This is a genomic window from Leptolyngbya sp. Heron Island J, from assembly GCF_000482245.1.
In the GTDB taxonomy this organism is placed as follows: domain Bacteria; phylum Cyanobacteriota; class Cyanobacteriia; order Phormidesmidales; family Phormidesmidaceae; genus Leptothoe.
In genome coordinates this window covers 45890-59302 of sequence record NZ_AWNH01000006.1, presented here as the reverse complement: position 1 = coordinate 59302, position 13413 = coordinate 45890, and the positions used below count along the sequence as shown (strand labels likewise).

At 41.8% G+C, this 13413-nt stretch carries 10 protein-coding genes; 5 read left to right on the top strand and 5 right to left on the bottom strand.

All coding sequences use genetic code 11. The features are described 5' to 3' along the window. The first annotated feature begins 104 nt into the window (after positions 1-104). The 4 genes from N836_RS40990 to N836_RS40980 all read left to right on the top strand — a co-directional run bounded on the left by N836_RS40990 (position 105) and on the right by N836_RS40980 (position 6904). Positions 105-1949 (top strand): ATP-binding protein, encoded by a 1845-nt coding sequence (locus N836_RS40990; RefSeq protein ID WP_023070306.1) that lies wholly within the window; start codon positions 105-107, stop codon positions 1947-1949. Further along, a complete protein-coding gene (locus tag N836_RS77320; RefSeq protein WP_023070305.1) occupies positions 1949-2869 on the top strand; it encodes a response regulator in 921 nt (306 codons plus the stop codon). The genes N836_RS40990 and N836_RS77320 overlap by 1 nt, the downstream gene beginning before the upstream one ends. Before the next feature lie 111 nt (positions 2870-2980). Continuing rightward, positions 2981-4000 (top strand): phosphate/phosphite/phosphonate ABC transporter substrate-binding protein, encoded by a 1020-nt coding sequence (locus N836_RS40985; protein ID WP_235071001.1) that lies wholly within the window; start codon positions 2981-2983, stop codon positions 3998-4000. A gap of 171 nt (positions 4001-4171) precedes the next feature. Continuing rightward, a complete protein-coding gene (locus N836_RS40980; RefSeq protein ID WP_023070303.1) occupies positions 4172-6904 on the top strand; it encodes a response regulator in 2733 nt (910 codons plus the stop codon). A gap of 496 nt (positions 6905-7400) precedes the next feature. On the opposite strand, the gene tmpT is transcribed toward N836_RS40980, so the two are convergent. Both tmpT and N836_RS40970 read right to left on the bottom strand, forming a co-directional pair. Further along, positions 7401-8039 (bottom strand): thiopurine S-methyltransferase, encoded by a 639-nt coding sequence (gene tmpT / locus N836_RS40975; protein WP_023070302.1) that lies wholly within the window; start codon positions 8037-8039, stop codon positions 7401-7403. A gap of 110 nt (positions 8040-8149) precedes the next feature. Continuing rightward, positions 8150-8626 (bottom strand): GNAT family N-acetyltransferase, encoded by a 477-nt coding sequence (locus N836_RS40970; RefSeq protein WP_023070301.1) that lies wholly within the window; start codon positions 8624-8626, stop codon positions 8150-8152. 248 nt (positions 8627-8874) lie between these two features. Between N836_RS40970 and N836_RS40965 the strand changes: the two genes are divergently transcribed. Further along, positions 8875-10071 carry a low temperature requirement protein A gene (locus tag N836_RS40965; RefSeq protein ID WP_023070300.1) on the top strand — a complete coding sequence of 399 codons (1197 nt, stop codon included), beginning with the start codon at positions 8875-8877 and terminating at the stop codon, positions 10069-10071. A 340-nt stretch (positions 10072-10411) separates the two neighbouring features. Here N836_RS40965 and N836_RS72690 read toward each other — a convergent pair whose 3' ends face one another. From N836_RS72690 to N836_RS40950, 3 genes are all read right to left on the bottom strand, one after another. Further along, positions 10412-11908 (bottom strand): cache domain-containing protein, encoded by a 1497-nt coding sequence (locus N836_RS72690; RefSeq protein ID WP_031291250.1) that lies wholly within the window; start codon positions 11906-11908, stop codon positions 10412-10414. Positions 11909-12317: 409 nt separating this feature from the next. Beyond that, positions 12318-12602 carry a FeoC-like transcriptional regulator gene (locus N836_RS40955; protein ID WP_023070298.1) on the bottom strand — a complete coding sequence of 95 codons (285 nt, stop codon included), beginning with the start codon at positions 12600-12602 and terminating at the stop codon, positions 12318-12320. Next, positions 12599-13381 (bottom strand): MinD/ParA family ATP-binding protein, encoded by a 783-nt coding sequence (locus N836_RS40950; protein WP_023070297.1) that lies wholly within the window; start codon positions 13379-13381, stop codon positions 12599-12601. Before N836_RS40950 ends, N836_RS40955 begins: the two co-directional genes overlap by 4 nt. Positions 13382-13413: the final 32 nt, after the last annotated feature.

Here is a 13413-nt window from a genome sequence, read left to right as displayed (position 1 = left end):
TACAAGGAATAGACGATAGAATAAGCCATTTTAGATGGCAATTTCAGCCGTATAATACTACTTGAAATGATCTCGGAGAATTACTTCTAGCTGTTCGTTTAGCTATGCTATCTCTGCTTAAAAAACTACTCGGTCCTTTCAAAGCACGTCTTTCCAGGCATATTGCTCTGTGGGTTTTTAGTAGTATTGTCTTGATAGAAGCTTTGATTGTTATTCCCTCTTGGGCAAAAAAAGAAAAAGATCTACTGCAACAGCTTGAAAATACAGGACTTGTTTCTATCTATCCTTGGGCAAGCATCAACAGTGTTGATATTGAGAGACAAACATTAGCAGAATTTCAAGAGGATCTTACTCTGGCCCCTTTAGTCAAAGGGGCCACTCTTTATGATCTTGATGGTCAAATCCTCAGTCAGCTAGGAGAGTCCCCTACTCTAACCTTTGATCAAGTAAAACCAGATCGTCCTCGACAGCGACGCAGTACTGATCGTCAAAGATATGATGTAGCATGGCCTGCCAATAGTCTAGGAGGTGAGTATATTGTCATCGCCAGACTCGATGCATCTAATATCCAGCCTGAAGTCATAGATTACTTTTGGCGCATGGTTTTTTTTGTTCTGGTAATTTGTTTGTTTGTAACAACAGCGACGATGTTGGCCCTAGGACCGGCAGTGATTCAACCAATTTTGCGTCTTCGGGATGATCTACTGCTGGCAGCTGAACAAGGAATAGATATACAGCAACAACAAACCGCTAACTTTTATTCCTTATCCGTAAAGCGTCAAGATGAATTGGGAGAGGTGATGGCCGCTTTTAATACCATGTTGAGGCGGACTTCAGAACATGTGACTCAGCTGAAAGATCTGGAAATCAAAATGTTAGAGAGGCGAGAGCAAGAAATTGCGATCGCACGAGATGAAGCCCTTGCCGCGGTACAATCAAAAAGCAATTTTCTTGCTAACATGAGCCATGAGATTCGCACTCCAATGAATGGAATCCTTGGAATGTCTGGCCTCTTACTCGATACCGAACTTACCCAGCAACAGCGTAATTTTTCAGAAACAATTTGGAACTGTTGTAACTCATTAATAACCATTATTAATGATATTCTCGACTTTTCCAAAATCGAATCTGGCAAACTTGATCTGGAAGAATACCCCTTTGAACTACGTACTTGTGTTGAAGAAGCGCTAGATCTGCTAGCCCCAAAAGCATCTAAAAAAAAACTAGAGCTCGCCTATATTACACATCCAGCTATACCCAATCGATTAGTAGGTGATGTTACTCGGTTAAGACAAATTTTAGTTAATTTGATTGGCAACGCTGTCAAGTTCACCCATGAAGGAGAAGTATTAGTCAAAGTTAACACAACTCCTTTAGAGACCTCGGTTCAGTCAAATACAGATGATGATATCGAAAAAAAATATGTCACTGTTCATTTTGATGTGCAAGATACAGGAATTGGTATTCCTGCCGACAAAATGGATCGTTTATTTAAATCATTTAGCCAAGTAGACTCATCCACGGCTCGTCAATATGGTGGTACAGGATTGGGGCTAACCATTAGTAAACAGCTCTGTGAGCTGATGGGGGGGACTATGACTGTAAAAAGTACTATAGGAGAAGGCTCTTGTTTTTCCTTTTCAATCGTGGCAGAAGTTTTACCTACATTAGCTAGTGAACAGGTATCAAACCTAGTACATCAACTTCAAGATAAACGGGTATTAATTGTTGATGATAATGCAACTAACCGTGAGATTTTGACCCTCCAAACCCAATCCTGGAAAATGCAACCCATAGTGGCCCAATCAGCCTATGAAGCCTTAGGCATCTTAAGTTGTCAGTCTTCTTTTGATGTGGCTATTCTAGACATGCAAATGCCAGAGGTTGATGGTCTCACCTTAGCCCACAAAATTCGTTCTCAGCCCTATGGGAAAAAATTACCTCTGTAATGTTAACCTCCTTAGGAAGGCCTGAGGTTGGTTCTGAGCCACTTAATGAGGCCAACTTCAGTGCATTTCTAAACAAACCTATTAAACAGTCACATCTCTACAATGTTCTCACTCAAGTATTTGTTGACCAACCTATCAAAATACAAAAGTCCACATCCGAGCAAAAATCTGGACTAGATAGCACTCTGGCTCAAACTTATCCTCTCAGGATATTGGTCGCAGAAGATAATCTGGTAAATCAACAACTTATCCGTCAATGGCTAGATAAGCTGGGCTATCGCCCAGATATTGTCGGGAATGGTTACGAGGTCATTGATGCGCTGAAACGACAAACTTATGATGTGGTTTTGATGGATGTCCATATGCCTGAAATGGATGGTCTGACTGCCACAACGAAAATCTGCGAGGAGTGGTCTGTTACAGAACGGCCTTATATTATTGCCTTAACTGCCAGTGCAATGAAAGGTGATCGTGATCTATGTATAGCCACTGGAATGAACAATTACATTAGTAAACCTATTCACGTACCAGACTTAGTTGCTGCTCTAAAACAAGTGCAACCTTTAGAGCCATCTCACCATAGTCCTTCTTTAGATAGGAGTCTACTTGAACCAACATTAATAGCTTTAGGTGGCCTAGAGTCTGACACCTTCTCAAACTTTAAACAGCTCTTTATAACTGAAGCATCAGACTTAGTCTCAAAAATTGTAGAGGCCATCGAAACAAATAACCATGAACAGCTAGAACACAATGCTCATGCATTAAAATCTAGTAGTGCTGCACTAGGTGGAATAAATCTTCAAACTTTATGTCAAACTCTAGAACAAACAGGTCGACATAAAAAAACTATGGAAGCTCATTATATTGATGAGATAACGTCAACATTCACAACATTCAAAGAAGCTTTAGCAGGCCTTTAGTGGCTTATCTTCCTAATGCACTTACTATCTCTAATACAATTTCTGTTAGTTTTCAAAATAATGAAGGAATATTTTATTTATAGAACTATGCGGCAATATTGTTGAATAGCCTTGTCCGCTACAACTTTATATACTATAACTCTAGGTATTATGTATTTTCTCTCGTCTAAGTCTGTCAACCTTAAAGTAATTCCTCTATTATTAACGCTACTCTGTGCAGCATGTAGCTTAAATAGTTCGGTTTTGAAAGACACAGACATTAATGAACTAAGTACGGTACAAGAGAATACCTTTGTAAACGAGGAGCCTGTTTATTTTGGAGTTTTAGCGATTGATAGTGCTGTATCAGTCAATGAACGATATGGTCCTCTTATTGATTATCTATCATCTGAAATTCAACGTCCAGTAGAATTAGTGATTCTTTCACAAGACAATCAATTTACAAAAGTAGAAGAAGACACATTAGATTTTATAACCAATAATCCATTGGCGGCTGTCCAAGTCCAGAGGCTTTACGAAACAAATTTCTTATTGACTCACACCCGCCCTAAAACCGGCACGAAATTCAGTGGCCTGATTATAGTAGACAATGATAGTAAAATTACTAAGATCGAAGATTTAAGAGGTAAGCGTGCCGCTTGCGTTAATTTCCAGACGGCAGCAGCAGGATGTACATTTCAAATTTACCATCTGCTCCAAAATGGTTTTGACCCTTACAAAGATTTCAGCAGCTTTATTGAAAACAAATCTCAAGACAACATAGTCTTAGCCGTACTCAATGGCAAAATTGACGCTGGGTTTATCCGCACTGGCCAACTTGAAAAGATGGTTAACAAAGGTTTGCTTACCAGTCTAGACGAGGTACGCATTATAGATGTTGCAGAAGATAACTTCTTCTATTCTCACACGACAGAACTTTATCCTGAATGGCCAATTGCCGCTTTACCAGATACTGAGCCCGATTTAGTCCATCAAGTTCAAGCAGCTTTGAGCAAACTTGCACCCGATCATCCTGCTTTAGCAAAGCTAAAAGCAGATGGCTTTGTCCCAGCAGTAGACTATAACCAACTACATGACCTGATTGAAACTTTAAAGCTAAAGAGTTGGGACGCTGGTAACAATGCTCGATAATGCTAATCTTGCAGGCATCTATACTAGATATGGCTTGTAATGCCTGCTCACGAATCTCCCTTCAATTTAATATGAAGACTTTGCCAGAAGAAATTTTCTGCCTCTATCTGAAATAGAACGTATCTTTAAAGTGAGCGATCTCTATTTGTTTATTAAAAGGACTTATCTGTTATGAACAGTTTGCAAAAGCAGATTTTGCGACGGTTTCAACAAAGTCTGGCACTACGCTACTTAACTATTGCAAGCTCTTTTGTGCTAATCATACAATTGGGTTTCGGTCTAGTTCAGATTCAGCGAACCCAATCACGCCAAATAAAAAGTTTACGTCATCAAGTACAAAACAAAGCTGATTTTCTTAGTAATGTTGTTCCAGAAGCAATACTGAACCTCGATCTTCTGTACTTAGAAACGCTAATGCAAAAGACTACAGAAGAAGTCGATATCGTTTACAGCGTGATTGTAGACAATGAGGGAAAGGCAATCACACAATATCTTGACCGTGAGAGATCCCTAATTGTATCTACATTAGAGAAAACTAGGGCATCATCTGAAGACATATTAGGTATTACTGAATCTCTCAATTCTCTACCTCAAGTACACCACATAAGAGCCCCCATTGAATCAAGTGGGCAGCCTTTAGGGGAAATTCAGTTAGGTTACTCACATCAAAGATTACGTCGAGAAAGTACCCTAGCAATCTTATTTAATATCAAAATAGCAGTATTTATAAGTTTGTTATTAGGCCTACTTACAATCATACTCTTTAACCGGCAAGTATATACTCCCCTAAGAGCTTTAAGCAAATTTGCCCAATCATTTGAAGAAGGAAATTTAGAACAACGAATCCAAATTAAGTATCCAGATGAAATTGGGCAAGTTAGCCAGGCTCTCAATCGAATGGCTGATCAACTACAGGAAAACTTAGTTGGGCTTGAGGTCGCAAGAGATGAAGCACTTGCTGCTGCTCAATCCAAAAATGACTTCCTTGCTAATATGAGTCATGAAATCCGCACCCCTATGAATGGGATTTTGGGTATGTCTGGCTTATTACTCGATACTAATCTCACCCAAGAGCAGCAGAATTTCTCAGAAACAATTCGAAATTGTTGTAATTCCTTAATCACTATCATTAACGACATTCTTGATTTTTCAAAAATTGAGTCAGGTAAGCTCGATATGGAAGAATGTCCTTTTGAGCTTCGAACTTGTATTGAGGAAGCTCTAGATTTACTGGCTACTAAAGCCGCTGAAAAAAACCTAGAACTAGCTTATCTAGCTGAATCAGGTACACCTAACCGATTGGTAGGCGATGTCACGCGCCTACGTCAAATATTAGTAAACTTGGTTGGTAACGCAATCAAGTTTACCCACGAGGGAGAAGTACTCATTAAAGTACACACATCACCTTTTACACCAAAGCCTCCATTAACAATAGAACAAAATATCGAGAAGGATTACATTACTGTCCATTTTGATGTACAAGATACAGGTATTGGTATCCCCGCCAATAAAATGGATCGTCTTTTCAAATCCTTCAGTCAGGTAGACTCTTCTACTGCTCGAAAATACGGTGGCACAGGGCTTGGCTTGGCGATTAGTAAGCAACTCTGTGAACTTATGGGAGGTACCATGAGCGTAACTAGTGTTGTGGGAGAAGGCTCTTGTTTTTCTTTTTCGATTGTTGCTGAAGTTCTCCCACCATCAGAACCTGAAATAGCTTCCGTTCCGCATCAACTTAAAGGAAAACGAGTACTTATCGTAGATGATAATGCCACTAATCGTAAAATTTTAACCCTTCAAACTCAATCCTGGGAGATGCAGTCAACAGTAGTCCAGTCCGCTTATGAAGCGCTAGGTATGCTAAGTTGCCATCAGGATTCCTTTGACGTAGCCATTCTTGATATGCAAATGCCAGAAATGGATGGGCTAACACTGGCTAATGAAATTCGCACTAAGTCTTATGGCAAAACTCTCCCTTTAGTGATGTTAACGTCTGTAGGAAAACCAGAACTCAATACAGACGCCCTGAAGCAGGCTAATTTTCAGGCATTTCTTAATAAACCAGTTAAACAATCCCATTTGTATGATGCTCTTAATCAGGTATTTGTTGATCAGCCTGTTAAGATTCAAACACCTGAATTAACAAATAAATCTGATTTAGATAATACTCTAGCCCAACAACATCCTCTTCGGATTTTGGTCGCAGAAGACAATCTAGTAAATCAACAACTGATCCAGCAATGGCTTGGGAAAATGGGTTATCGCCCTGATTTAGTAGGAAATGGCTATGAAGCCATTGATGCCCTAAAGCGACAAACCTATGATGTAATTCTGATGGATGTCCATATGCCAGAAATGGATGGACTGACTGCTACAGCTGAGATCTGTAAGAGCTGGTCTGAAACTGAACGACCTCATATTATTGCCTTAACAGCCAATGCCATGAAGGGTGACCGTGATCGGTGCCTGGCTGCTGGAATGAATAACTACATTAGCAAACCAATTCATGTACCTGATTTAGTTGCTGCCTTAAGACAGGTACAGCCATTGATTACCTCTTCCCAACCTCCAGCTTTAGATAGATCGGTGCTTGAATCAACGTTAGTAGCATTGGGTGGGTTAGAATCAGAAGCTTTTTCCAGTGTTCGTGAACTTTTTATCACTGAAGCTTCGACATTAGTGGATAAAATTGTTAAAGCTATTCAAATCAGTGATCATGAACAAATAGAGATAAATGCCCATGCATTAAAATCGAGCAGTGGGGCGTTGGGAGGTGTAGTGCTTCAGAACATGTGTCAAGCTTTAGAAAAATCAGGTAGACAAAAAGAAGCTATAGATCCATGTCTTACTGATGATTTAAATTTAGCATTTTCTAATTTCAAAACAGCTCTAACGAGCTTATAAGAGCAAATAGCAAATCCAGCATTACATCATTAAGGGATGAAAACAAGGTAAGTTACCCTGCAATCAGGGTTGGTTCATTGTGATAGGATAAAAAGTAGAATAGAGAATATGTATGACTGTTCTTTCTGATGCCCCTGATAGAAACCTTACAAAGGATTCCCGATCATTACTCGTCACAGACATAGCGTTGTCGAGCCGAATAGGTCGTATGCTTCCCTCCCTGAAAATGGCTTTCGCTCCACACTCAATGCAGAGAACGCTCTCAGGCCAACGCATTGTGCGAACAATCTCGTAGCATTTGTCCTCATCGATTAACGTAGAAAGCGTTATCAGAGGGGGGCTGATAGGGGGCTTTATTCCCTGACACTACTCTGCTCAACTTGAATTTAGCAACCTCCCTAAAACAGCTATTGAGCCAAAGGACAGAAGAGCCGACGTCTGTCATTGATTCTGTCCTTCTTGTGGAGGGCGGTATCCTCCTGCTTTTTGGAGAGGATTAGCCACTTGTTAGTAACCAAACATTTTCTATCGCTGCACATTTTCCTTTTAACCCACCTGGTACGTCTGTGCTTTGCAGGAGAGTTAAATCATAATTCTTTCCATAGTGCTGATTGACCTCCTCGTTACTAATGGAAAAAGGAGGGCCTGCTATCAAAGTTTGATCATAGTCATAGGTGACCAGCAGCTGCGGCACGTTATCTGTGATTGCCATCAGATGTGCAGTATATCGCTTGCGCATGTCTGTGGGCAAGGCTACCAAAGCGGCTCGGTCATAAATAGCATCGACTGGGCCAAGCATTTGGTTAGACAAACCAAAAATATCACCTACAGAAATGTCGATATTGGTTGCACTGTAGTGTTTTGTATCACCAGTTTCCGATATTGTTGGCTCCACTCCAAGCTCCATAAATAATTGCTCAATAGCTATTTCGATCAGCTCAGCTCCGACCACACGATAGCCATTGGTAAGTAGCCAGGTAATATCGAGGGTCTTTCCACATAACGGCACAAATACGCGATTGCCCTGATCTAAGGAAAGCTCTTTAAAGTGTTGCACCAGTAGGGGGTTGGCTTCACTTTTGTGAAAAGCAATATTGTTGGTTTCCCACCTCTGCAGCCAAAATGTTGTATCCATACTCACTCCTTTAAAGATTTGCTTAGCAATACTAGTGCTAACAGCGAATGTAGACCAAATGCTATTGTAGTCCGTTATCTTGGCATTATTAGCCGGTTACTGAATGCAGGCTAGCATCGCCTCATGGTAAGGGATTCCTGATTACTTTTAACCACTTCAAACCCAAAACGCCGGTAGAGCCTCACGGCTGGATTATTGGCTGAGACGCTTAATGAAATCGATGATTGTTCAGATGCAGCAAACAGATGCGTGAGCAATTGGGTGCCGATACCCTGACCACGATACTCAGGAAGAACCGCAATACTCAGTTCCGGTGTGTTGTCATCTATATGGCCATAGCCTTTGTTATTACTGATGAGTAAGCGTAACCATACTGCACCGATAGACTCCCCCGTTACCGGGTTGCTGGCGAGAAACCCACAATCTCCCTGATCGCCCCAACCGTTAACGTAGTGAGCAATCTCTGGAATTTGAACGATTTCCCGTGGCCAGGCAGGATGTCCTGCAGGTACGTAAAGAGCCTGATATAACATTTCCCAGAGAAACGGCTCATCTTCTAATGTGAGTGGTCGAATGATGCACTTCATAGTCTACTGACATGTCCTCATTTACTTGACCATGTTATTGAGATGGATACAGTCTCACGCAGGGAAAAATAATTATTAGGGGTATCAACTTAACGCGAAACATTTTCTTTAGGATAGGAATTAGTATCTAGAGATCAGCATCCAAGCTTTTCCACTTTCCATTTGCCGCTTTCTTCCCTGCTACGATTTTCTAACTTAAGTTGATTGATGCCCATTAGTAGTTAATCCTAACCAATTTAGAAATAGCTATGGCAAAACGAATATGGTGGCAACGGCCTTCGCTGCGCACAGATGAAGAAGAAGGCCGAGAGCGCTCAGTGGGTTGGCTAGAGCTGTTTTTTGATCTTTATTTTGTGGTGGTGATCGCAGAGCTAGCCCATCACTTGAAAAACCATGTATCTTGGTCAGGAATCGGTGAATTTATTTTTCTCTTTCTCCCTATCTGGTGGATTTGGATTGGGGCTACCTACTATACAGAGCGATTTGAAACGGAAGGAATTGAGCAACGGCTAATCGTATTTGCTCAAATGATTCCCATTGCTGGGCTGGCCGTATTTGCTCATGATGCACTCGGCGAAACGTCGGCAGGATTTGCCTTGAGCTATGCAGTGTGTCGCACATTTCATATCTTTTTATGGTGGCGTGCGGGACGACATGACCGAGGGTTTAGGCCAATATCTAAGCGCTTTGTTCTGGGCTTCTCAGTCAGTGTAGGGATCTTTTATTTATCAGTCTTGATGCCACTGTCTGCACGTTTTTGGCTATGGAGTGCAGCACTGCTAATTGATATGATTACTCCATTATTTACACTCAAGCAACAGGTGCGTTTGCCCAAGCTGAGCACGTCTAAGCTACCTGAGCGCTATGGTTTGTTTATGATTATTGTTTTGGGTGAATCTGTGATGGGTGTGGTTGCTGGTTTGGCTGAGCAGGAGGAATTGTCTCTTTTTGTGGCGATCGCAGCAATTCTAGGCATAGCGATGGCCTTTGGTCTCTGGTGGATTTATTTTGATTTTGTCGGTCGTAGACTCTTCAAGCCGGGCATTGGGTTTACCTTTGCTTGGAACTATCTGCATTTACCTTTAGCGATCGCAATGACGGCTGCGGGTGCTGGTGTTCTCAATGTAATTGCCGCTGATGAAAATGGACTAGACTATGGTGTTGGTCTCTTGATTGCAGGAGCTATTGGTAGCGTTTTAATTACCATAGGGCTGCTTGAAATAGTATCGCGTCGAGAGCCTGATGAGCCGACACATCCTGTTATTAGTCCTGCTTTGAAGTTTGTGGGGGGTGCGATCGCATTCCTGATCGGTATGATCAGCCACGGCTTTAACATTGTCGTCCTCGAAGGGCTACTCCTCATCCCAATTTCAATCCAAATGATTTATGGGCTACATGCATGGTTTACCCAAGAACTGGAAGCAGAAAGCCTGGATGTCATCTAGCACTTGTTAGATGCAGTCCATAACTGGATTTAGGCAGATGAGAAAATTGAGGTATTGAGAGTTTCTGCTGAGTCTTTGAACATAATCTCAAGTATCCACTTAAAGGACATTTTTTCAGGAAAGAAGTCGGTATTGGGAGGTCAGAACTGAGTGTTGTTCCAACTTCCCACTTCTTCCCTGACCCAGATCTTCGAGCCTAAGGGATCAGGATTTTATAAGATCCAAAAATGTTGTCTGCAGAGGCGCTCTATGGAACGCCTCTGCAGACAACAGATAGGACCTCCTCATTCCTAAGTTAATGCTCAAAATGTGTATGGAGCTGATTGAATCTACAAGAATGCTACGGTTTACGATCTGTATTACGCTGTCGTAGCGTTTTTGCTTTAGCAGTAAGGTCTTGAAAGAAATCAGTTTCTACAATCTTTTTGACCTGCTGTTGCTGCTTAACATCATCGATTTCAATTTTTAATGCCGTTACCTGTCTTTTAAGCTGCTGCTGCCGCGCAGCTACTTGCTGAGCCATCTTTTGAAATACGCGTGCGAGCTGACCAAACTCATCGTTGCGAATGGACAATTTGGTCAGACCCTGCACTTCAAAAGTCTCAGACTCAAGATCAGAGGCTGCCTGAGCCACGGTTAAAATAGGCTTAGCAATCAGCCGATCGGATAAGAAAACTGCCAGTCCAGCCGTCACTAGAATAAAAAAGATATTCACAATCAGCAAAATCTGGCGGCCTCTCTGGATTTTTCCTAAGTATGCATCGGTTGGCACAACAGTACCAACCATCCAATCTAAATAGCCTAAATCAGAAAGAGAAATATAGTAGCTTTGTCTAGATTCATTGTCTGTATGGAGAAAACTATCTGATAGCAACATTTCATTGCTCTCAGGATGGGACAGGGCATCATCCACTTGTCGTAACAATGGATTGTCCGCCTCACTCAATAATTTCAGCTCAACATTGTCGCCATCAAAGCTTTTTGGATGTATTTCCGTGACATCGGTGGATGCTAAAATTTCGCGATTTGAATTGATAATAAAAATTTCGCCACCCGACTGAATGGATAATTCTTTTCGCAAAAACTGTGAGAGTTGTTCCAGGCCAATACCAACGCCAACAACGCCAAAAAGCTCATTATTACGAGAAAGACTTACGGTGGCATCTAATCCAGGACGCAATGTAGAGCGATAGATATATACGCTCCAAACCTGCTCACCCAGATTCTCTACAGCAGCTTTATACCAGGGGCGGTCAGGTGCATAGAATGCAGGCTCCATCGGCTGAGATGTTTCGAAAATCTTAGAGTCTGGAGCAGAGGTCACATATGTTTTAACATTTTTTTGAGTGGTTTGAGTCTCTTCGTCCCAATCTCTAAAATGAGTTCTGAGATTACCATCATATAGCCGCTGTGCCCCTAAGAAGTCACCCTTTTCAAACCCTAGCTGTATCCAAGTAAAATCGGGATTAGATTCTAAAAGATTTAAAAAGAAAGATTCACTGGCTTGAGGATCTTCAAAATCTATGAGTTCATGTGAAAAGCTTTTTTGAATTAAGCTGTTGGCAGCACGAGCACTGCCTAATAGGCGTTTTACTTCGTGAGAAGCACCTAATACAATCTCTTCATTATTTTTCGCTACCATGGTCTTGAGATTGCGCCTGGAGGCGATCGCCCAGGGAATATATACAATAGCCGCCGTTAAGGTGACAGTGACCAAAACAGCACCTACCAGGGAAGCCTTTATTCCTAACGTTTTCTGAAAGTCTAAAGGCTTTTTAGTCTGTGATGCTCTATCCGGCATAGGGTCATATGATTCAGCTTGATCTAATATTGTCATGGCACGTTTTAAGGGCTTCGGTAGTATAACCAATTAAGCATTAGCGTCAAAGATAAGCTCACTGTTATAGTGAACAGATGATGGAATAAAAGCTACAGAGAAGACTAGTAAATCTAGGGTTTGATCGCGTTCAGGATAGTAAAGATATTATGGAGAGAGATAGATCGGAATTATTTAGGAAATAGGCTTTTGTAAAGCGTCGCTCATTTTTGTAGAGGCGTGCCGATGGGTATTCTTTGAGATGTATGCCAATGCCCAATATTCTACATAGGGAATAAGCTAGACGCTCCTAGCACCCCATGCAGAATATGATTTCTCTAACACAAAATTCAGAATTCGGAGTGCGGTCCCTTGCCGAAGGTCGAACTCTAACCTGGCCTGGATTTCTTGGCTTCAGTTGATGCCCGATTCAATCACCAATCATATCCCAAAGCTTTTCTGCAGAAGGTCTTTGAGGACGACTGCTTATGGCGATCTGATAGCTATCACTCTCAAGGTCTTTTGAGAGAAAGCCGTCGGTAACCAGTTGATTTAAGATAGGCTGTATATCCGCTACAGTTTTTTTGAAGTGATGAGAAAGCTGTGCTGGCGTACTACGCCGCTGACGCATAATATAGTGTACTACGGATCGTTCTACGTCTGCAAGTGACAGCACATCGATCATAGTTCGACGATTTTTCACATTGTGAGTCATGATTGCATCTGAAGTAATTGTTGTGCAACCTGCTGTACTTCTTGAGTAAACGGATGATCGCGATAGTGCAAGCCAAAAATACCGCTGCTAGCTAACTGAAGCATTTCATCATTTTCGTAGAAAAGCCCAGCCATTGGAGCGCCATAGCGTTCAGTTACCTGTTGTTCTAACGATCTACGCTCAAAAGATGGGGAGGCCTTGTTGAGTAGTAGCATGAGATTGGGCACGTTGAGTTTTCGAGCGACTTCCAAAGTGACGGCTGTACCCATAAAGTCTTGGCGATCGGGACGCAAAACGATCAGGGCCGCATCTGAAATGGCAATAGAGAGTAAGGTCTCTTCATTGAGCCCAGGGTGGGTATCAATAAACAGAAAGTCTAACTCCAAGGTATCGATCAGTTCGTGGAAGCCATCGTTAAGTAGACCGACATCAAAGCCCTGGCGGAGAATTCTAGCAATTTCACCTGCTTTTATACTGGAAGGTACTAAATAAATGTTGCCAGCAATATTTGCGGGGTTGCCTTCACCATCTACAAGATTGCCCCCGACTTCATAAGCTGTTTCTTCGACAGTACACTTACCCCAGAGATAATCATTGAGTGAGAAGGTGAACTTGTCTTCATCTAAACCAAAGATGACATGGATGCCAGGCGATTGAATGTCAGTATCGACAATGCCGACGCGCTTACCCTGTTGAGCAACAGCAACGGAAAGATTAGCGGTCAGGTTCGACTTACCGGTGCCACCTCGGAATGAATGAATGGATATGATTTGTGTCATGGTGAGAAATCTTATCGTATTGTCTGATGTTG